This window comes from Paraburkholderia acidisoli, from assembly GCF_009789675.1.
Classification (GTDB): domain Bacteria; phylum Pseudomonadota; class Gammaproteobacteria; order Burkholderiales; family Burkholderiaceae; genus Paraburkholderia; species Paraburkholderia acidisoli.
This window is the reverse complement of record NZ_CP046913.1, coordinates 238,241-256,449: the sequence shown is the minus strand read 5'-3', so window position 1 is coordinate 256,449 and position 18,209 is coordinate 238,241. Positions and strand designations below refer to the sequence as shown.

Annotated in this window: 20 protein-coding genes; 6 read left to right on the top strand and 14 right to left on the bottom strand. The window is 68.0% G+C overall.

Features of this window, described 5'->3' with window-relative positions; all coding sequences use genetic code 11:
* The first annotated feature begins 432 nt into the window (after nucleotides 1-432).
* Complete coding sequence (locus FAZ98_RS01100; protein WP_158947965.1) at nucleotides 433-708, top strand: metal/formaldehyde-sensitive transcriptional repressor; 276 nt, start codon at nucleotides 433-435, stop codon at nucleotides 706-708.
* Nucleotides 709-732: 24 nt separating this feature from the next.
* Entirely contained in the window at nucleotides 733-1,680 is a 948-nt protein-coding gene (dmeF, locus tag FAZ98_RS01095; RefSeq protein ID WP_158947963.1) for a CDF family Co(II)/Ni(II) efflux transporter DmeF, read from the top strand.
* Between the two features lie 97 nt (nucleotides 1,681-1,777).
* Here dmeF and lipA read toward each other — a convergent pair whose 3' ends face one another.
* The 3 genes from lipA to FAZ98_RS01080 all read right to left on the bottom strand — a co-directional run bounded on the left by lipA (nucleotide 1,778) and on the right by FAZ98_RS01080 (nucleotide 4,239).
* On the bottom strand, nucleotides 1,778-2,806 hold the full coding sequence (lipA, locus tag FAZ98_RS01090) for a lipoyl synthase (protein ID WP_158947961.1): 1,029 nt from the start codon (nucleotides 2,804-2,806) through the stop codon (nucleotides 1,778-1,780).
* 62 nt (nucleotides 2,807-2,868) lie between these two features.
* A complete protein-coding gene (gene lipB, locus FAZ98_RS01085; RefSeq protein WP_158947959.1) occupies nucleotides 2,869-3,729 on the bottom strand; it encodes a lipoyl(octanoyl) transferase LipB in 861 nt (286 codons plus the stop codon).
* 183 nt (nucleotides 3,730-3,912) lie between these two features.
* A complete protein-coding gene (locus FAZ98_RS01080; protein WP_158947957.1) occupies nucleotides 3,913-4,239 on the bottom strand; it encodes a DUF2917 domain-containing protein in 327 nt (108 codons plus the stop codon).
* Between the two features lie 99 nt (nucleotides 4,240-4,338).
* On the opposite strand from FAZ98_RS01080, the gene FAZ98_RS01075 reads away from it, so the two are divergent.
* Nucleotides 4,339-5,316 carry a transcriptional regulator GcvA gene (locus FAZ98_RS01075; protein WP_158947955.1) on the top strand — a complete coding sequence of 326 codons (978 nt, stop codon included), beginning with the start codon at nucleotides 4,339-4,341 and terminating at the stop codon, nucleotides 5,314-5,316.
* A 66-nt stretch (nucleotides 5,317-5,382) separates the two neighbouring features.
* Here the strand turns inward: FAZ98_RS01075 and FAZ98_RS01070 are convergent, their stop codons facing one another.
* From FAZ98_RS01070 to FAZ98_RS01025, 10 genes are all read right to left on the bottom strand, one after another.
* The gene (locus FAZ98_RS01070) at nucleotides 5,383-5,676 is read right to left on the bottom strand and encodes a DUF493 family protein (protein WP_158947953.1); all 294 of its coding nucleotides are present in this window, start codon (nucleotides 5,674-5,676) and stop codon (nucleotides 5,383-5,385) included.
* Nucleotides 5,677-5,759: 83 nt separating this feature from the next.
* Entirely contained in the window at nucleotides 5,760-6,692 is a 933-nt protein-coding gene (locus FAZ98_RS01065) for a D-amino acid aminotransferase (RefSeq protein WP_158947951.1), read from the bottom strand.
* A gap of 68 nt (nucleotides 6,693-6,760) precedes the next feature.
* A complete protein-coding gene (locus tag FAZ98_RS01060; RefSeq protein ID WP_158947949.1) occupies nucleotides 6,761-7,972 on the bottom strand; it encodes a D-alanyl-D-alanine carboxypeptidase family protein in 1,212 nt (403 codons plus the stop codon).
* Nucleotides 7,973-8,361: 389 nt separating this feature from the next.
* Nucleotides 8,362-8,994: an alpha/beta hydrolase gene (locus tag FAZ98_RS01055; RefSeq protein WP_158947947.1), complete on the bottom strand. Its 633-nt coding sequence runs from the start codon at nucleotides 8,992-8,994 to the stop codon at nucleotides 8,362-8,364.
* 56 nt (nucleotides 8,995-9,050) lie between these two features.
* Complete coding sequence (locus tag FAZ98_RS01050) at nucleotides 9,051-9,377, bottom strand: (2Fe-2S) ferredoxin domain-containing protein (protein WP_158947945.1); 327 nt, start codon at nucleotides 9,375-9,377, stop codon at nucleotides 9,051-9,053.
* Nucleotides 9,378-9,684: 307 nt separating this feature from the next.
* Nucleotides 9,685-11,109 carry a VanZ family protein gene (locus FAZ98_RS01045; RefSeq protein WP_158947943.1) on the bottom strand — a complete coding sequence of 475 codons (1,425 nt, stop codon included), beginning with the start codon at nucleotides 11,107-11,109 and terminating at the stop codon, nucleotides 9,685-9,687.
* A gap of 64 nt (nucleotides 11,110-11,173) precedes the next feature.
* Complete coding sequence (locus FAZ98_RS01040) at nucleotides 11,174-11,827, bottom strand: ABC-type transport auxiliary lipoprotein family protein (RefSeq protein ID WP_158947941.1); 654 nt, start codon at nucleotides 11,825-11,827, stop codon at nucleotides 11,174-11,176.
* Nucleotides 11,828-12,036: 209 nt separating this feature from the next.
* Nucleotides 12,037-12,999, bottom strand: coding sequence for an MlaD family protein (locus FAZ98_RS01035; protein WP_158947939.1), 963 nt, complete (start codon nucleotides 12,997-12,999; stop codon nucleotides 12,037-12,039).
* 60 nt (nucleotides 13,000-13,059) lie between these two features.
* Nucleotides 13,060-14,004 carry an ABC transporter ATP-binding protein gene (locus tag FAZ98_RS01030; protein ID WP_158947937.1) on the bottom strand — a complete coding sequence of 315 codons (945 nt, stop codon included), beginning with the start codon at nucleotides 14,002-14,004 and terminating at the stop codon, nucleotides 13,060-13,062.
* The gene (locus tag FAZ98_RS01025; RefSeq protein ID WP_158947935.1) at nucleotides 14,001-15,134 is read right to left on the bottom strand and encodes an MlaE family ABC transporter permease; all 1,134 of its coding nucleotides are present in this window, start codon (nucleotides 15,132-15,134) and stop codon (nucleotides 14,001-14,003) included. Before FAZ98_RS01025 ends, FAZ98_RS01030 begins: the two co-directional genes overlap by 4 nt.
* 376 nt (nucleotides 15,135-15,510) lie before the next feature.
* On the opposite strand from FAZ98_RS01025, the gene FAZ98_RS01020 reads away from it, so the two are divergent.
* From FAZ98_RS01020 to FAZ98_RS01010, 3 genes are all read left to right on the top strand, one after another.
* On the top strand, nucleotides 15,511-16,407 hold the full coding sequence (locus tag FAZ98_RS01020; RefSeq protein WP_158947933.1) for a biotin--[acetyl-CoA-carboxylase] ligase: 897 nt from the start codon (nucleotides 15,511-15,513) through the stop codon (nucleotides 16,405-16,407).
* Nucleotides 16,404-17,243, top strand: a complete 840-nt coding sequence (locus tag FAZ98_RS01015) for a type III pantothenate kinase (protein ID WP_407672019.1) — start codon at nucleotides 16,404-16,406, stop codon at nucleotides 17,241-17,243. The genes FAZ98_RS01020 and FAZ98_RS01015 overlap by 4 nt, the downstream gene beginning before the upstream one ends.
* Nucleotides 17,244-17,311: 68 nt before the next feature.
* Complete coding sequence (locus tag FAZ98_RS01010) at nucleotides 17,312-17,551, top strand: hypothetical protein (RefSeq protein ID WP_158947931.1); 240 nt, start codon at nucleotides 17,312-17,314, stop codon at nucleotides 17,549-17,551.
* A gap of 126 nt (nucleotides 17,552-17,677) precedes the next feature.
* Here FAZ98_RS01010 and rfaE2 read toward each other — a convergent pair whose 3' ends face one another.
* Nucleotides 17,678-18,166 carry a D-glycero-beta-D-manno-heptose 1-phosphate adenylyltransferase gene (gene rfaE2 / locus FAZ98_RS01005; RefSeq protein WP_158947929.1) on the bottom strand — a complete coding sequence of 163 codons (489 nt, stop codon included), beginning with the start codon at nucleotides 18,164-18,166 and terminating at the stop codon, nucleotides 17,678-17,680.
* Nucleotides 18,167-18,209: the final 43 nt, after the last annotated feature.

The following is an 18,209-nucleotide window of genomic DNA, read 5'->3' as shown; positions in this document are numbered from 1 at the left end:
TGCGAATGTAATTAAGCCAATGGCCGAACGACGCTGAGGTCGGGCCGCGACAGAGCGAAAACGGGAATCAGCGAAACCGGAAGAAGGGATCGGACATCGGCTGTCTCCTGTTGGCTGGACCACGCGCCTGGGCGCGGGATACAGCCTCATTTTTTTGTCGCGACCGAGGTGGCCGCGCCTTTCTTATTGCAAGGTCGATGCCAGCGCATGCGCGCGCCCAATGCCTTGATTTATCAACGTTTTGCCGCGCGGCAAAGCGCCGCGAATCTGGTTTTCCAGAAACCCGGCCGGATGGCGTCCGGCTTTCCATAACGAGGGATACGGCGTGGTTCTGGTTAACCCGTACGGCTGGACAGCACGGGGGTTTGCCACGCCGAAACGGTTCGAGTGGCCGCCGGGCTGTGCTATCGTATACCTATAGGGGGTATAGGTATGTCACATCTTTCCGAACACAAAGACGATCTGCTCAAGCGCGTGCGCCGTATCGCCGGTCAGGTGCAGGCCATCGAACGCTCGCTCGAAGGCGAAGCCGAGTGCGAAAAGATCCTGCATCTGGTCGCCGCCACGCGCGGCGCGATGAACGGTCTGCTCGACGAGATCATCGAGGCGCATGCGCGCGAGCATGTGGCGCATCCCGACCTCACGAACCAGGAACGGCAGCAAGGCGTCGACGAACTGCTCGAAGCCCTGCGCCGCTATTCACGCTAAGTCCGGCACACCACCACGCACGCCATGAACATCGATTCCCACGCGCCGCGCGCCCACGAGCATTCGTTTCTCGGCAGCGCGCACGACGAGAACGCGCGCCGCACGCGCTCGGTCGTCGCGCTCACATTCCTCATGATGATCGGCGAGATCGTGGCCGGTTATCTCACCGGCTCGATGGCGCTGCTCGCCGACGGCTTCCACATGGCCACGCACGCGGGCGCGCTCGGCATCGCCGCGCTCGCCTACCGCTACGCGAAGCGCAATGCGGGCAATCGCGCGTTCAGTTTCGGCACGGGCAAGGTGGGCGAGCTGGCCGGTTTCGCCTCGGCGCTGATCCTCGCGCTGGTGTCGCTCGGTATCGGCATCGAGTCGGCATTCCGGTTCGTGCAGCCGACCCGCGTGGCCTTCGGTGAAGCGACGCTCATCGCCGCGGTCGGGTTGATCGTGAACATCGCGAGCGCGCTGCTGCTCGCGGGCGGCCACGGGCATCACCATCACGGCCACGCGCATCATCACGACCAGGGTCATGACCACGACGCGGCTCACGCTCACGGGCATCACGGCGACAACAACCTGCGCTCGGCCTACGTGCACGTGCTCGCGGACGCCCTCACCTCGGTGCTGGCGATCGCGGCGCTGCTGGCCGGCCGCTATCTCGGCTGGGTCTGGCTCGATCCGCTGATGGGCATTGTCGGTTCCGTCGTGATCGCGCGCTGGGCCTGGACGCTCATGCGCGATACGGCCGCGATCCTGCTCGACAAGACCGACGAGCACGTGGCCGGGGAAATCCGCGAGATCCTCAGCGCGCACGGCGACGCCGACATCGCCGATCTCCACGTATGGCAGATCGGCCCGCAGGCGCGCGCCGCGATCGTGAGCGTGCGCACGCGCGGCGGCGTGACGGTGGAGACGATCCGCGCGCGGCTCGCGGCGGTGCACGAGGTGTCGCATTTGACGGTGGAGGCGGCTTAGGCGGTTGCGAGCGCGCCCGGCACCAATGAAAAAGCCCGCAAAACGCGGGCTTTTTTTCAACTCGATCGCAACTCAATCGCAACTCACAGCGCGCGCATCACACCACGCCCGCGCCATGCGCCTGCAGATCGGCGTGATAGCTCGAACGCACCATCGCGCCCACGGCCGCGTGCGTGAAGCCCATCTTGTACGCCTCTTCCTCGTACATCTTGAACGTGTCCGGGTGCACGTACGCGCGCACCGGCAGGTGATGTTCCGAAGGCTGGAGATACTGGCCGATGGTGAGCATGTCCACGTCGTGCGCGCGCAGATCGCGCATCACCTGAAGAATCTCTTCCTCGGTTTCGCCAAGACCGACCATCAGGCCCGACTTGGTCGCGACATCGGGATGCAGCGCCTTGAAGTCCTTCAGCAGCTTGAGCGAATGCGCGTAGTCCGAACCCGGGCGCGCTTCCTTGTACAGACGCGGCACCGTTTCGAGGTTGTGGTTCATCACGTCGGGCGGCGCGGCGTTCAGAATGCCGATCGCGCGATCGAGACGACCGCGGAAGTCCGGCGTGAGAATTTCGATGCGCGTTTCCGGCGAAAGCTCGCGCGTACGTCGAATGCATTCGACGAAGTGGGCCGCACCGCCGTCGCGCAGGTCGTCGCGGTCCACGCTCGTGATCACCACGTACTTGAGCTTGAGCGCCGCGATCGTGCGCGCGAGATTTTCCGGCTCGTTCACGTCGAGCGGATCGGGGCGGCCGTGACCGACGTCGCAGAACGGGCAGCGGCGCGTGCACTTGTCGCCCATGATCATGAACGTCGCGGTGCCCTTGCCGAAGCATTCGCCGATATTCGGGCAGCTCGCCTCTTCGCACACCGTATGCAGCTTGTGCTCGCGCAGGATCTCCTTGATCTCGTAGAAGCGCGAATTGCCCGTGGCCGCCTTCACGCGGATCCAGTCGGGCTTCTTGAGCTTCTCGATCGGGATGACCTTGATGGGAATGCGCGAGGTCTTGGCCTGCGCCTTCTGCTTGGCGGTGGCGTCGTAGGCGGCAGCGTCGGCGACCGACGTAACCGGCACAGAGGGTGCAGCGGGAGCAGCGGAATTCGCGGCGGGGTTCGCGGTGATGTCAGTCATGCTTTCGATCCAGTCAGGCCGCCGGTTCGCCGCCAGCCTGCGGTTGCGGCGGTTACCCGCCTTCAGACCGCGCTTGCGGTCGGGTTCCCTGTAGCCGCTTCGGCTGCCGGGTCTGCGGCGATCGGAGCGACCACCGGGTCTGCGGCAGCCGCTTCGGCCACCGAAGGAATGTTTGCGCGTTGCGCGTGCGCGGCCAGGTTCGCTTCGAGCCGCGCGGCGAGCGTCGCGGCCACGTCGCGCCAGCTCGCATTCACGCCGAGCGTGGCCATGTCGACGGTTTCGAGGCCGGCGTAGCCGCACGGATTGATCGCGAGGAACGGGCTCAGGTCCATCGACACGTTCAGGCTCACGCCGTGATAGCTGCAACCGTTGCGGATCTTGAGACCGAGCGCGGCGACCTTCGCGCCCGCGTGCGTGGCGAGTGGCGCGCTCACGGCGCTTTCGGCCTGTTCCGGCACGTAAATACCGGGCGCACCGGCCTTGCGAACACCCGCGAGATTATACGCCGCCAGCGTTTCGATCACGGCGTCCTCGATGAGCGTGACCAGCTCGCGCACCATCAGCTTGCGGCGCCGCAGATCGAGCAGCAGGTAAGCCACGACCTGCCCCGGCCCGTGATACGTAATCTGGCCGCCGCGGTCGATCTGCACGAGCGGGATGCCGCTGTTCGCGACCAGCAGATGCTCGGGCTTGCCGGCCTGGCCGAGCGTGAAGACGGGCGGATGTTCGACGAGCCAGATTTCGTCGGGGGTCGTGGCGTCGCGCGCGGCGGTGAAGTCGCGCATGGCGTCGAAGCTGGCCTGATACGCCTCGTTGCCGCGCCAGCGCACGAGAGGCGGCGCGAAAACCGCGCTATCGGCCAGGCTTTCGGCGATCAAGGGGTCGGAAGAAGTCTGCGGGGATGAAACCGGTGTGGCGCACATGATGGCGCAAGTTTACCGAATTCGAGACAAGTGCGCCGGGCGTCGATACGTCGAGCGTCGATACGTCGATACGCCGGGCGTCGATACGCCGGGCGTCGATTATCTGTCGACGAAAAGCCCATCGGCCTTGCGCGCGGCAGCGCCATCGCTAGCCGCCGCGCGCCATCTCCATCAAAACCGCGCTCAAACCGTTCGCCAGCCGTCGCCGAGATGCACGCCCGCGCGCTGCGCCACGCGCGCCGCCAGATCCACCGCGTGCTCGCCGAGCCGCGCCGGCGCCGCGAACTGCACCCAGGCGCACGCGCCGCCTTCCGCGCCGATCCACAGGCGCTCGCCGCGGCGCAGCCGCAACATGTGGCCCGGTTCGAGCCAGTAGTCGGCGGTGTCGTCGCTGCGCGTGACCCACACCGTGCCGCACGTGACCGTGAGCCGCGTGCTGCGCGTCACGCGCACCGAGGCGGTTTGCCGGGCGGCCACTTCAAACGTGATATCCGAAGAAATTTCTCTCATTTCGCGCTCCGAAAGTGCTGCTTCGATGGCTACAATCGTAGGCAGTACAAGGCATCGGGCAAAACGATCAATTTTCACGGCTATGTGAGAAAAATTACGATGGACCTGAGACAGCTCCCCGCCCTCAACGCGCTCAAGGCCTTCGAAGCCGCGTCGCGCCACGAAAGCTTCTCCCGCGCCGCCGACGAACTCTTCGTCACGCACGGCGCGGTGAGCCACCAGATCCGCGCGCTCGAAGCCGAACTGGGCGTGGCCCTGTTCGCCCGCGACGGCAAGCGCGTGCGCATGACCGACACGGGCCGCCGCTACGCCGCCCAGGTCCGCGACGCGCTGCTGCAACTCGCGCACGCCACCCAGGAAATCCGCGCCGGCGACCGCGACCGGCGGCTCGTCATCTCCATGCTGTCGTCGTTCGCGGCGCGCTGGGTGACGCCGCGCATCGGCCGTTTCATCGAGGCGCATCCGCAGTGGGACGTCGAGCTGCAATCCACCAATCTGCTCACCGACTTCGCGCGCGACGACGTGGACGTGGCGATCCGCTTCGGCTTCGGCCACTATGCGGGGCTGCACGCCGAACTGCTGCTCGACGAAATCTTCTTTCCCGCGTGCTCGCCCGACTTCAACGGCGGCAAGCTGCCCGAAACGCCGCGCGAACTCGCGACCCTGCCGCTGCTGCGTTCCGACGACGAACTCTGGCGCCCGTTCTTCGACGCCGCCGGCCTGCAGGACCTGCCCGAACCCAAGCGCGGCGTGCTCTACCAGGATTCGTCGAATCTGCTGCAGGCGGCCATGGACGGCCAGGGCATCGCGCTCGTGCGCCGCTCGCTCGCCATGCACGAAATCACGCGCGGGCGCCTCGTGCGCCTCTTCAAGGACATCGACGGCCCGAGCCCATGGCGCTATTACTTCATCTGCACGCCGCAGCGCATGCAGACCGAGCGCGTGCAGGCGTTCCGCAACTGGGTGTTCGACGAAGTCGCGCGCTTCCGGCGGCTCTACGAAGACGCCTGCGAGGCTGGGCCGCTCATCACGGCGGCCGCCGCCGCACAGCGCGCCCGCGTGGGCGATCTGCCCTGAACGCCGCGCCCCGAACGTAAAAAGGGCCGCATAGAGCGGCCCTTTTTTACGGCTGAAGCGGCGGGCTCACAGCACGATCTTCACCATCGGATGCCCGGTGAGCGCACGGTACATATCGTCGAGATGCGCCTGGCTCGTGGCGCGCACGGTCACGGTGAGGCCCGTGTAGTTGCCGCCGCTCGACGGGCGCGTTTCGATCGTCGTGGCGTCGAAGCCGCCGTCGAATTCGCGCAGCACGGCCACGATCGTGTCGTGGAACTCGGGATGCGTCTTGCCCATCACCTTGATCGGAAAGTCGCACGGAAATTCGATCAGCGATTCCTTCGCTTCGGCGGGACTGCCGCCGTTTTGCTGCGTCATGCTCATTGCTCCCTGATTACCGGCCCGGTCAGGTCAGGCCCGGCCTGACCGCACTCGGCCACTCGTCTGCACAGCCCGGCATTTTAAGCGCTGTGCACGTTCCGCGCTTCGCGTGCCTTCGCGCGCTGGTAGGCGGCGTAGAGCGCGGCGTACACCGGCCCTGGCTGGCCCGAGCCCACGCGCGCGCCGTCGAGCGACACGACCGCCAGCACCTCCCTGGTCGCCGAGGTCACGAGTATTTCGTCGGCGTTGCGCAGTTCGGTTTCGCCGATGTCGCGCGCCTCGAAGCGAATCGCGCATTCCTGCGCGAGTTCTTCGAGCAGACCGTAGCGGATGCCTTCGAGAATGCGCTCGCTGCGCGGCGGCGCGTAGAGCGCGCCGTCCTTCACGATCCACACGTTCGCCGACGAGGCCTCGGTGAGAAAACCGTCACGCAACTGGATCGTTTCGTACACGCCGTGTTCCGCCGCATGCTGCGCCATCAGCACATTGCCGAGCAGCGAGGTGGACTTGATGTCGCAATGCAGCCAGCGGCGGTCTTCGGCCGTCACGCAATGCACGCCGTGCTCGCGTTGCGCGGCGCCCGGCAGCACCAGCGGATTCGCCATGGCGAACACCGTGGGCGTGGCGTGCGCCGGAAACGCGTGGCCGCGCGGCGCGACGCCGCGCGTGATCTGCACGTACACGTTCGCGTGCGCGTCGGGGGCGAGCACGCCCGCCGCGACGTTGGCCTCGACGAGACGCGCGACGAGCGCGCGCCAGCCGGCTTCGTCGAACGGCGCGGCAATGCCCACCTTGTCGAGCGAACGCGCGAGCCGCGCGAAATGCTGCGCGCCGCGAAACGGCACCCGCACGCACGCGCCGCCGGCTTCCACGGGCAGCGCGTACACGGGCACGACTTCGTAGATCCCGTCGCCGAAAATGAAGCCGCGGTCGAGCACCGGAATGCGCGCCTCGGACAGCGGCGTGAGCGCGCCGTTGAGCCAGACGAGCGGCTCGGCAATGGCGCGTTCCATCCCGCGTTCCACCTCGGTCGAAACCGCGCCCGCCGCCAAACCGGTGGATGCCGGAGCCGCCGCCTTCATCACTTCTTCTTGTTGACCATCAGCATGAGCGAATCCCACACGCGGCCGACGATACCCGCCTGCGGCACCGCTTCGAGCGCGACCACCGGGAATTGCGCGAGCACCTTGCCGTCCGCGCCCACGAACTTCGCCGAGCCGAGCTGCTGGCCGTCCGCGATCGGCGCGATCAGCGGGCTCGTGAGTTCGATCTGCGGCTTGGCCTTGTCGGCGGCGCCCTTCGGCAGCGTCACGTACTGGTCCTTCTTCACGCCGACCTTCACGGCGTCGAGCGTGCCCTTGTAGACGCGCGGCGTGGCCACGGCCTGATTCGCCTGATAGATGCGCGTGGTGTCGAACGCGCTATAGCCGTAGTTCAGCATCTTCAGGCTGTCCTGGACGCGATCGTGCTCCTTGGTCTCGCCCATCATCACCGAGACCAGACGACGGCTGCCGCCACCCGCGATCGGACGCTTCGCCGAGGCGATCAGGCAGTAACCCGCCGCCTGCGTGTGGCCGGTCTTCAGGCCGTCGACGGTCGGATCGATCCACAGCAGACGGTTGCGGTTCGGCTGCTTGATCTTGTTGTACGTGAATTCCTTGACCGAGAAGATGTTGTAGTAGTCGGGGAAGTCGCGGATCAGGCGCGCCGAGACGATCGCGAGGTCGCCCGCCGTGGTGTAGTGCTGCGGGTCGGGCATGCCGTTCACGTCGGCGAAATGCGTGTGCGTCATGCCGAGCTTCGCGGCTTCGGCGTTCATCATGTTGACGAAGTTCGACTCGCTGCCGCCCACCAGTTCGGCGAGCGCGATGGCCGCGTCGTTACCCGACTGCACGATCATGCCGTACACGAGGTCGTGCACCGAAACCGGCTTGTTCGCTTCGATGAACATGCGCGATTCGTCGGTCTTCACGCGGCGCACGGCGTCGCTCGGCGTGACTTCCTGCTCCATCGTGATCTTCTTCGACTGCAGCGCCTCGAACACGAGGTACGCGGTCATGAGCTTCGTGAGCGAAGCCGGTTCGACGCGCTCTTCGGCGTTGCCGGACGCGAGCACCTGGTTCGCGGTGGCGTCGACGAGCACCCAGGAACGGGCGTTCACCGCGGGCGGCGGCACCTGCGCGAACGCGCTCGCGCTGGCGAGGAGCGTGGCGGGCAACAGCGCGGCGAGCGTGGCACGACGAACGAGGGAAGGAGGAGCGAAAGCGGACTGGCCGGAGGAGAGAAAACGCATAGGTTCGGATCGGGCTGAATGAGGCTGGATGAACGTGGCGCGCGGAGCGGCGCGCACCCGGAGGCAGGCGGGGATGCGGGCGCGGGCGTCGCCTTGAAGCACGGCGAGCCGACTGCAAAATCCGGGCGCGCATCCACAAAAATGGCGTCCATTATACGCGCCACATTCGGGCGTTTTTCCGCGATGTCACACGTTTGCGCGCCCTGGACGCGCGTTTTTCACGGTAAATGCACGTTTCGAATCTTTGCTAAACGTGCATGACAGAAGGACAACAAGGGGACAAAACAACCGCGAGCGCGCATGAAAGCGCGTTGAACAACCAAGGACGGCGCACTGAAAGGCGGCCTCGCGGCCGCTCGCTTCAGCGCCCGGTGACTTCGGCGAATACCTCAGCGCCAGGCTTCCACGATGATGCGCTTGAGCACGTGCAACTTGCGGTGCAGGAAGTGCTCGGCGCCCGGAATCACCACCACCGGCAGCTCTTGCGGGCGCGCCCATTCGTAGACCGACAGGATGGGCACGGTGTCGTCGAGTTCGCCGTGAATCACGAGCGTGTCCTCGCGTACCGGCGCGACGTCCCAGCGGCTCGCGGCCGTGCCGACGAACACCATGCGCTCGATCGCGCCGCCCGCTTCCAGAAAACGCTTCGCGACGTGCGAGAGCACGAAGGTGCCGAACGAAAAGCCCGCGAGCACGAGCGGCTGGTCGGCGTGGCCCGGCTGCGCGCGCATGTGCTCGAGCAGCGCGAGCAGGTCGTCCTGTTCGCCGATACCTTCGTCGTGCGTGCCTTCGGTCGCGCCCACGCCGCGAAAATTCGAGCGATACGTGGTGTAGCCGAGTTGCACGAGCGTGCGCGCGAGCGTCTGCGCGACCTTGTTGTCCATCGTGCCGCCAAAGAGCGGATGCGGATGCGCGACGAGCGCGATGCCGCGCGGCGTGGTGCCGGCTTCGGGCGCGTCGAGCGCGCACTCGATCTTGCCGACGGGACCGTCGATCTGGAATTTTTGCGTCTGGGCGTTCATCGGTGAATGGTTTCCTTCGGTCTTGCTCGGCGCTCTCGCGGTCTCGCGGCGTTCGGTCAGCGGTCGATCTTCAGGCGCTCGACCACCTGGCCGTTTTGCAGATGCGACACGACGATCTCTTCGATGTCGGTTTCGTCGATGTAGGTGTACCACGTGCCTTCCGGATACACGACGACGACCGGGCCCTCCTCGCAGCGATCGAGACAGCCCGCCTTGTTGATGCGCACCTGGCCCGGCCCGGCGAGGCCCAGCTTCTTCACGCGCTTCTTGGCGTACTCCTGCATCTCCTGCGCGTTGCAGTTGGCGCAGCTCGGGCGCTCCGCGCCGGGATCGCGCTGGTTGAGGCAGAAAAAGACGTGGTACTTGTAGAAGGAATCGGTCATGACGTGGGTACCGTGTTATGTGCTTCGCAGTCTCTGCGAGGTGGGGAAGCGCCGCGCGATCGAACCCGGCCCGGGCCACGAGCGGGCCCGCTTCGTGGCGCGATACGGCTGACGCGGCGGATCGACGGGGCGCGATCCTTGATCCGGTCGATTATAGCGAGCGGCGCACGAACGCTCCGTGGGCGCCGCGCGGGCTCACGCATCGCAGGCAGCGCGCCGCGCGGCTCGGAACGACCAGCCTGGGCGACCGGCGAGAACGACCTGCCAAGGACTGCCCGCTCAGGACCGCCCGCTCAGGACCGCCTGCTCAGGACCGCCTGCTCGCACGCCGCAAGAGCCATGCGCGCTCGGCGGAAAATGCCGCCCACGCGAGCGCGGCCCATGGCCAGGTCCACGCGAGCCAGCGCGCGAGGCCGTTGAAGTGCAGATAGCGGCCCTGGCGCCAGTCTTCCAGCACCACGTCGAAATACGGATTCACGGGCAGCACGTTCACCAGCACGAGCGCCAGCGCCAGCGCGCAGGCCGCCGCCGTCGCGCGCGCGGCGCGCGGCAGGCGCAGCGCGACGAGCGCCACGAAGGTGCCGCAGGCAAGCCCGACGAGCGCGCCCGGCGTCGCCCAGTCGAACACGAGACCGCTTTGCGATTGCAGGAAGGTCGCGCCCGCCTTCACCACCAGCGTGACGGCGATCAGCAGCAGCATGAGGCGCGCGCGCGGCGCCCGCGCGCGCATCGGCAATGAGGCGAAGGCCGCCGCGCCGAACAGGTTGAGCGTGGTGACAATGGCTTCCCAGCCCGTGTCGGGCAAGCGCGCGGCAAGCGCGTCGGGGAGCGCGCGCAGATGCCAGGCGGCGGGCGTCCACGCGAGCATGACATCTTGCATGGAGGCGTCGAAGCGCTGCCACAGCGCGCGCGGCCAGTCGCCCATGCCGAACAGGCGCGGCGCGGGAAACATCGTCGCGAACGGCCAGAGCGAGGCGAGCACCATCAGCATGCCCGCATCGCGCTCGAACCAGCGAAAGCGCAAGCGCCTGAGAAACCCGCGCTCCAGCAGCGCGCCGGTGGCGGGCGCGGCGAGCACGGCGCCGAGCAGCGCGCCGAGCGCATTCGAGGCGAGGTCGAGGTTCGAGGCCACGCGCGTGGGCAGCCAGGTCTGCACCGCCTCCATCACGCCCGAGAGCAGCGTGCCCGCGACGCTCGCGAGCAGCACCGCGCGCACGCCGCGCCAGCGCGGCCACGCCGCGAGCACGACGAGCGCGCCGAACGGCATGTAGCCGAGCACGTTGGTGACGATGTCGAAAACGGTCCAGTAGCGCGGGAACGGATCGCCGAGATAGGCGAACGGGCTCAGGCCGAGCGAGCGCCAGCCCGAAAATGGATACCACGAGCCATAGACGATCAGCGCGGCGTAGAGCGCGAGCGCCTGGCGCGAGAGCGCCGAAGCCTGACGCGGCAGAGGTTCGTGCCCGGGCCGCCCGGCGGATGAAGACGCGGATGAGGACGCGGATGAGGCGGCGGCCGCGCCGCGTTCGTGCGCGCTGCGGCCAACGCCTCCGCCAGCACCGCGCGCGGCGTCCGGATGCGCGCCCGCGCGCGGCGCGCGATGCGCGGCGCCGCCCGGCTTGCTGTCTGCCTCGCCGCCCGCCTCGCTCCCTTCGGGGCCGCGTCCTGAACCGTTCGCGCCGCGCGGGCCGCCTTGCGGCGCGCGCTGCTTCGGCCGTCCCGCTTCGATCATGGCGCTTGCCTGCTGCTGTTCAATCGCGATTCAACCTGCCTCGCTCCTGTTGACCGCAACCGCCTCAAGGCGTTCCGGCGAACACCTGCGAGCCCAGCCACGTATTCAGCTGACCCGCGAAGTCGTCGCTGGCCGCCTGCAGCGCATGCACGCCGCCCGCCGCGTCCGGCGAGTTCGCGGGCGCGCTCACGACGAAGTCGCGTTGCGCCAGCACCTTGCCGCCCTGCATGAGCGTCGCGCGCGCGGCCAGCACGCCCATGCTCTCGGTCGCGCTCTGGAACACCTGCTCGAAGTCGATCAGCTCGACCTTGAGCATCGGGGCGGGCACGGCGTCGGCGCCCGAGAGCACGGTGGCGTTCGCGCCGAGCGCCGTGCGCAGGCGCTCCGTCAACAGGCGCGCGGGCGACATCGTCCAGCGGCTGTTGGCGTAGCGGCCGGTGCGCTGCGAATCGACGTTCATGCGGTAGACGATGCCGTCGTTGTCGAGCGGCGGCGGCGCGCTCACGGCCAGCACCTTGAGCAGCGGCTTGCCGAGCTTGCCCTGGGCGGTCTTCTGCATCTGCTGCGCCTGCGTGGCTTGCGGCCCGAGGTCGTAGCGCGCGTCGTTGATGGCGGCCTGCTCGCCCGCGCAGGCCGCGAGCAGCGCGGCGAGCGCAAGCGCCGCCAGCGCCTTCGCGGGCGGCAGGGCGGCGGACGTCGAGGCGAAAAAGCGTGACATGGCGATTCCTTGTGGTGTCTCTGGCGGCGGCTTCCGGCTCGGGGGCGCGGCAGTCGCCGAACGTAGCGAATGAGGGCGATCGGGCTGGGCGAACGGCGTTGGCCAACTTCGGCAAGCGCGGCGGTCAAGCGTGAATCCAGCGTCGCTCACCCGAAGATCCAGCTTCGATCCGCGGCGCAACGCGCCAGCGCCCAGCGTAATCGGCGAAATTATTTGCCGCCCGCCGCGGGCCACGCGAAGCCCGGCTCGCCGGGCCCCGGCGCGGGCTGCGGCGCGCCGCCGAACAGCACGCTGCGCGGGCTCGTGCTGAATGTGCCCGCCGCGCGATCCACGGAACGCATGGCCGAGCGCACGTCGTCGGTCAGCGAATCGACGCGCGGCAGCGTGTCGTAACCCACGCGCGCCGAGAGTTCCTGCACCGAGGCGTCGATCGAGGCGAGCGCCGCGCCCGCCTGCGCCGCCGCGGTGCCGGCCTTGTTGAGATTGGTCTGGAACGGGCCGTCGGGGCGGTTCACGCTCGTGATCAGCTGGTTGGTGGATTGCAGCGTGTGCTGCAGGTCCGTGACCGCGCCGGGCAGCTTGCTCGTGGTCGGCTCGAGTTGCTGCGCGAGCGCGTTCACGCTGCTCGCGGCCTGCTGGAGACTCGCGACCGTCGCCATCAGCTGCTTGCGGTTGTCTTCGTTGAGCATGTCGTCCACGTCGCCGGCAATGTGGTCGAGCTTGTTGAGCAACGCGTCGCCGCGCCGTTGCAACTGGTCGAGCAAGCCGGGGCGCAGCGGCAGTTCGGCCACGTGCTTGTCCGACGAGGCGAGCGGCGAGAGGTCGACGCCGTTGTCGTCGAGTTGCACGAACGCGATGCCGGTCACGCCCTGGAGCGCGAGCGTGCCGAAGGTCGAACGCGTCATGGGCGCTTTCTGATCGACGAGAATGCGGATGCGGATCTCGCCCGGGCGGCCCGGATCGAAGCGGATCGACTGCACCTTGCCCACGTCGAGACCGCGGTAACGCACGGCCGCGTCGGGGTAGAGGCCCGTCACGCTGGTGCGCGAGATCATGTCGTAGGGCACGCGCACCGCGTGATCGGCGCTGAAGAACAGCACCGTCGCCGCGATCACGACGAGCAGCCCGATCGTGAAGAGACCCGCCCAGAACGCATGCGGTTTGTTTTCCATCGTCAGATTCCTTTTATGGCTGACCCGGCACGCCGCGCCCGGTGTCCGTCGTGCGCATGGCTAGCCCGGTTTGCAACCTACCGCCGCCGAAGCGAGCGCGGCCGGCGGCAGTTTCGCGCGCCGCTCCGGCGGCAGCGCCTGGAGCGCGCGGCGGCCGCGCATGCCCAGAAAATATTCGCGGATGAACGGGTGATCCACGCTCGCCGCCTCCTCCACGGGCGCGGCCACCAGCACGCGGCGCTCGGCGAGCACGGCCACGCGCGTGGAGAGCGCGACCATGGCGTCCAGATCGTGCGTGACGAGCACGACCGTCAGGCCCAGCGCGCGGTGCAGCGTGCTGATGAGGTCCACCACTTCGTCCGAGGAGCGCGGGTCGAGTCCGGCCGTGGGTTCGTCGAGAAACAACAGTTCCGGCTCCAGCACGATGGCGCGCGCGAGCCCGACGCGCTTGATCATGCCGCCCGAGAGCGCGGCCGGCATTTTCGAGGCGTGCTTGCACGGCAGCCCGACCATTTCGAGCTTGAGCATGACGATGTCGCGCAGCAGGTCGGGCGGCACCTTGCCGAGTTCGCGCACGGGCTGCGCGATGTTGTCGAACACCGTGAGCGAGGAAAACAGCGCGCCCTGCTGGAACAGCATGCCGGTGCGCGTGCGCATGAGGCGCGCTTGCTCGGCGCCGATCGTCGCGATGTCTTCGCCGAACATCTTGATCGTGCCCGACGTGGGCTGTTCGAGCCCCAGAATCTGCCGCACGAGCGTGGTCTTGCCCGAGCCCGAGCCGCCCACCAGCGTGACGATCTCGCCGCGCCGGATCTCCAGGTTCAGATGCTGATGGACGATGTTGCGCCCGTAGCGCTTGGTGAGGTTCTGCACCTCGATCACGGGCTCGCCAATGGCGGGCAGCGGCAGATCCTGCACCACGTCCTTGAGCGGCGTGGTGAGCGTGCCCGTGGTGCTCACTGCGGTGTTGGCGGCGGATGGGCTCGTTACGCTGACAGTGCTCATGACAGCCCCACGTTCTGAAAAAGGATCGCGAACACGGCGTCGGCGAGGATCACGATGGTGATCGACGTGACCACGGAAGTGGTCGTGCCTTCGCCGAGACTCTGCGAATTCGCCTTGATGCGAAAGCCGAAGTGACAGCCGACGATCGCCACCAGCATGCCGAACGCCACGCCCTTGGCAAGGCCGATCCACAGGTTGGCGATAGGCACCACGCTCGGCAGCGAGCGGATGAACCACGAAATGTCGATGCCCAGCACGATCTTCGCCGCGATCGCGCCGCCGATCAACGCGATGATGTCGGTCCAGATCACCAGCAGCGGCATGGCCACGCCGAGCGCCACGACGCGCGGCAGGATCAGCCGCAGGCCGTGCGAAATGCCCATCACGCGCATCGCGTCGAGTTCTTCCGTCACCCGCATCACGCCGATCTGCGCCGTGATCGCCGAGCCGGAGCGCCCCGCCACGAGAATTGCCGAGAGTACCGGCCCCAGTTCGCGGATCACCGCGAGCCCGAGGATATTGACGATGAACTGGTTCGCGCCGAACAGACGCAATTGCTGGGCCGACAGATACGACAGCACGATGCCGATCAGAAACGCGACCAGCGCCGTGATCGGCAGCGCGCGCGCCCCGGCGTTGTAGACGTTCGCCGAAATCTCGATCCACGGCGCGATTTTCGGTTTGCGCAACACCCGCAGCAGATCGAGGATCACGCCGCCCAGCAGGCCGATGCCGCCGTACAGGTGATCGAGAAACGAGAAGATCGCGAGGCCGAGCCGCGTGACGGGATCGACGCGCACCACGCGCTCGGGCGCTTCGCGCACCGAGTCGAGCAGCGCGATGCGCTCGAAGATGTCGCGCTGGGTTTGCGAGAGCGCGACCAGATCGGCGGGCAGCTTGTGGCCCCAGACGCGCCACAGCGCCTGGCCGCCCACGTGGTCCATGCGCTCGACGCGCGACAGATCCCACTCGCTCACCGGTTCGCTGGCGATCGCGCGCAGCCGCCGCGCCGCGCCGCCCTGGTCGCGGTCGCGCGCGAGCGCCAGCGCGGTCCACTGGCCGGACAGACGCACGGTTTTTCCGCGGGTGCCGGCCGTAACTTCGAGGCCGGGCGGCGTGTCTTGATTCAAGTGAGCACTCGACGGATCGCAAGGTTCAAACATTGTAACGAACGCGCCCCGTTTCGTCGGCAAGGCCGCCCAGGCGGGCGCGGGAGCGGCCTCCCGTCGCCCGAACTGTGGGTAATTCCGTGGATAACCTGTGGGCCGCCTGTGGGTGAGCTGTGGATTGCACGAAAATCCGGCGAATTCGCGGGCAGTGGCCATCCGGCCGGTCGCGTTGCCATCTGTGGATGAATCGGTGGATAAGCTGTGGGCGAGCGGTGGGCGGCATGTGAATAATCATGTCGATGAGCGTGGCGCTGGCGTTATCGGCGGCACGTTTCGAAGCCGGCGCCGACCGCGGCGGCGCGCTGCAACCCCGACGCGAGCCACTACAATACGAGCCATGACTTCCACGCCTCCACCCTCCGCTTCCCCGGGCGCCGACTGGCGCATCGACCGCGACCGCGCGATCACCCTGTTCGGTCCGGCCGCGCACGACTGGCCGATCGAGATCGTCGAGGAAACCGGCTCGACCAACGCCGACCTGATGGCGCGCCTGAAAGCGCTGCCGCAGAAAGCCAACGCGCTCGCGCGCCCGATGGTGCGCGTCGCGTACCTGCAAACGGCGGGCCGCGGCCGGCGCGGCCGCACGTGGGTCGCGCAGCCCGGCGACGCGCTGCTGTTCTCGCTCGCGGCCGTGCTGCCGCGCCCGATCGGCGGCCTCGCGGGCTTGAGTCTCGCGATCGGCTCGGCGCTGGTGGACGGCCTGCGCACGCTGCCCGTGGCCGCGCCCGGCCAGATCGCGCTCAAGTGGCCGAACGACGTGCTGCTCGAAGGCGACAAGCTGGTCGGCATTCTCGTGGAAACGGCGTGGAGCACGCCCGACGCCACGGCGGTCGTGATCGGCATCGGCACCAACGTGCGCGGCGCCGAAGCACTCGCGGCCGAGGTCAAGGCGCTCAATGCCGCGCCCGCCGTGCCCGGCACGACGCCCACGGCGCTCTCGCGCGCGTGGCCGCACGCCAATCTCACCGACACGCTCGCCGCCGAACTCAACGCGCTCGAAGGCGCGCTGCAGCGCTTCGGCGCGCACGGCTTCGCGGCGTTTCAGGCGCGCTGGAACGCGTGCCATGCCTACGCGGGGCGCGAGGTCGTGATCTACGAACAGGGCAAGGAGTTGCTGCGCGGCGCGGCCGTGGGCGTCGACGAACAGGGCCAATTGATCGTCGATACGCCGGGCGGGCGCGAAACCGTCACGACCGGCGACGTCTCGCTGCGGCTCGCGGGCAACGGCGCATGACGCCAGGCTCGATGACGGCGAGCCCGCGCCGGGGCGGCCCGTTTCTGCTGATCGACGCGGGCAACAGCCGCATCAAGTGGGCGCTCGTGGCCAGCGACGGCTCGCGGCTGCACGCGGGCGTCATGGAGCACACGCGAGAGCACACGCGAGAGCACACGCGCGAAGGCGAAGCCGCGGATGAAATCGAAGCCTGGCGCGCATTGCCCACGCCCTCGGGCGCCTGGATCTCGAACGTGGCGGGCGCGGCCGTGGGCGAGCGGCTCGCGGCGCGGGTCGAAGCGCACTGGCCCGGCGTGCCGCGCACCGTCGTGCGCGCGTGTGCGCAGCAGTGCGGCGTGACCAATCGTTACACCACGCCGGACGGGCTCGGCAGCGACCGCTGGGCGGGCCTGATCGGCGCACGCCATGCCTACCCCGACGAACCGCTCCTGATCGCGACCTTCGGCACGGCCACCACGCTCGAAGCCCTGCGCGCGGACGGCACGTTCGTTGGCGGCCTGATCGCGCCCGGCTGGACGCTCATGATGCGCTCGCTCGGCGAGCACACGGCGCAGCTTCCGGTGATCGAGCGCGGCGCGCACGAGATCGAAGCGGGCGCGAGCGCGTTACCTTTTGCCACGGACACGCGAAGCTCGATCTCGGCGGGCTGCGCGCTCGCCCAGGCCGCGCTGGTGGAGCGCGCGTGGGCCGATCTGCAGGCGGCATGGAACGAGCCGGTGCGCCTCGTGGTGAGCGGCGGCGCGGCGGCGGAAGTGACAGCGGCGCTCAAGGTGCCGCATACTCGCCACGATGCGCTCGTGCTCGCGGGCCTCGCGCTGATCGCGGCGCAGTCCTGAGCCGCGATCCTGGCGCGAAGCCCACCACCCGATTCACCCCGACAACGTTATCTTCGGAGCTTTCTGTGATGCTGCGCTGGCTGATCGCCATCCTGATTCTCGCCAATCTGCTGGCCTTCGCGGCCGTGAGCGGCCTGTTCGGCCCGACGCCCGCTTCGGGCAACCGCGAAACCACGCATTTGAGCCGACAGATTCATCCCGAGCGGCTGCGCGTGCGCGCGATCCTGCCGTCGGAATCGGCCGATATGCCTACGGTTGGCGGCCCGGTCGCGCAACCGGCCGTGCAGGCTTCGGCGCTGACGCAATAAGGCTCGACCGGCGCGCGGCCGCGTTACCACCGGCGTCCCAGGCAAAACCGGCCGCACGTCCCGCGCTTTTCTAAGCGCAAGACGTGCGGCCGGTTTTTGCGTGCCGCGTTTCGATCGATAAACGGCTTATTTGCCTTCGGCGGCGCGCACCTTCTGCAACAGCTTGGTGGTCGAGCGGTCGTGCTCGAACGGAATGGCGAGCGCCGTGCCGCCCCAGCTGCGCACGAGCGCCGACTCGGCGAGCTTGTCCATGTCGTAGTCGCCGCCCTTCACGAGGATGTCGGGCCGCACCGCGCCGATCAGCTCGATCGGCGTGAACTCTTCGAAGCGCACCACCCAATCCACGCTTTCGAGCGCCGCCAGCAGCGCCATGCGGTCGTTTTCGTTGTTGATCGGCCGGTCGTCGCCCTTGCCGAGCAAACGCACCGAGGCGTCGCTGTTCACACCGACGATGAGCGTCGCGCCGAGCGCTTTCGCGTCGGCGAGATAGGTCACGTGACCGCGATGAAGAATGTCGAAAACACCGTTGGTGAACACCACCGGGCCGGGCAGCGAGGCGCGCCGTTCGGCGAGCGCCTCGCGCGTCGTGATCTTGCGTTCGAAGGAAGCGGGCATCGGAGCGAATGAAAAGGACGACGAAGGTGAAAAAACCAACGGC

Coding starts and splice junctions, on each gene's coding strand:
- FAZ98_RS01100 (WP_158947965.1), top strand. CDS start 433: ATGTCACATCTTTCCGAACACAAAGACGATCTGCTCAAGCGCGTGCGC.
- dmeF (WP_158947963.1), top strand. CDS start 733: ATGAACATCGATTCCCACGCGCCGCGCGCCCACGAGCATTCGTTTCTC.
- lipA (WP_158947961.1), bottom strand. CDS start 2,806: ATGACTGACATCACCGCGAACCCCGCCGCGAATTCCGCTGCTCCCGCT.
- lipB (WP_158947959.1), bottom strand. CDS start 3,729: ATGTGCGCCACACCGGTTTCATCCCCGCAGACTTCTTCCGACCCCTTG.
- FAZ98_RS01080 (WP_158947957.1), bottom strand. CDS start 4,239: ATGAGAGAAATTTCTTCGGATATCACGTTTGAAGTGGCCGCCCGGCAA.
- FAZ98_RS01075 (WP_158947955.1), top strand. CDS start 4,339: ATGGACCTGAGACAGCTCCCCGCCCTCAACGCGCTCAAGGCCTTCGAA.
- FAZ98_RS01070 (WP_158947953.1), bottom strand. CDS start 5,676: ATGACGCAGCAAAACGGCGGCAGTCCCGCCGAAGCGAAGGAATCGCTG.
- FAZ98_RS01065 (WP_158947951.1), bottom strand. CDS start 6,692: ATGGAACGCGCCATTGCCGAGCCGCTCGTCTGGCTCAACGGCGCGCTC.
- FAZ98_RS01060 (WP_158947949.1), bottom strand. CDS start 7,972: ATGCGTTTTCTCTCCTCCGGCCAGTCCGCTTTCGCTCCTCCTTCCCTC.
- FAZ98_RS01055 (WP_158947947.1), bottom strand. CDS start 8,994: ATGAACGCCCAGACGCAAAAATTCCAGATCGACGGTCCCGTCGGCAAG.
- FAZ98_RS01050 (WP_158947945.1), bottom strand. CDS start 9,377: ATGACCGATTCCTTCTACAAGTACCACGTCTTTTTCTGCCTCAACCAG.
- FAZ98_RS01045 (WP_158947943.1), bottom strand. CDS start 11,109: ATGATCGAAGCGGGACGGCCGAAGCAGCGCGCGCCGCAAGGCGGCCCG.
- FAZ98_RS01040 (WP_158947941.1), bottom strand. CDS start 11,827: ATGTCACGCTTTTTCGCCTCGACGTCCGCCGCCCTGCCGCCCGCGAAG.
- FAZ98_RS01035 (WP_158947939.1), bottom strand. CDS start 12,999: ATGGAAAACAAACCGCATGCGTTCTGGGCGGGTCTCTTCACGATCGGG.
- FAZ98_RS01030 (WP_158947937.1), bottom strand. CDS start 14,004: ATGAGCACTGTCAGCGTAACGAGCCCATCCGCCGCCAACACCGCAGTG.
- FAZ98_RS01020 (WP_158947933.1), top strand. CDS start 15,511: ATGACTTCCACGCCTCCACCCTCCGCTTCCCCGGGCGCCGACTGGCGC.
- FAZ98_RS01015 (WP_407672019.1), top strand. CDS start 16,404: ATGACGCCAGGCTCGATGACGGCGAGCCCGCGCCGGGGCGGCCCGTTT.
- FAZ98_RS01010 (WP_158947931.1), top strand. CDS start 17,312: ATGCTGCGCTGGCTGATCGCCATCCTGATTCTCGCCAATCTGCTGGCC.
- rfaE2 (WP_158947929.1), bottom strand. CDS start 18,166: ATGCCCGCTTCCTTCGAACGCAAGATCACGACGCGCGAGGCGCTCGCC.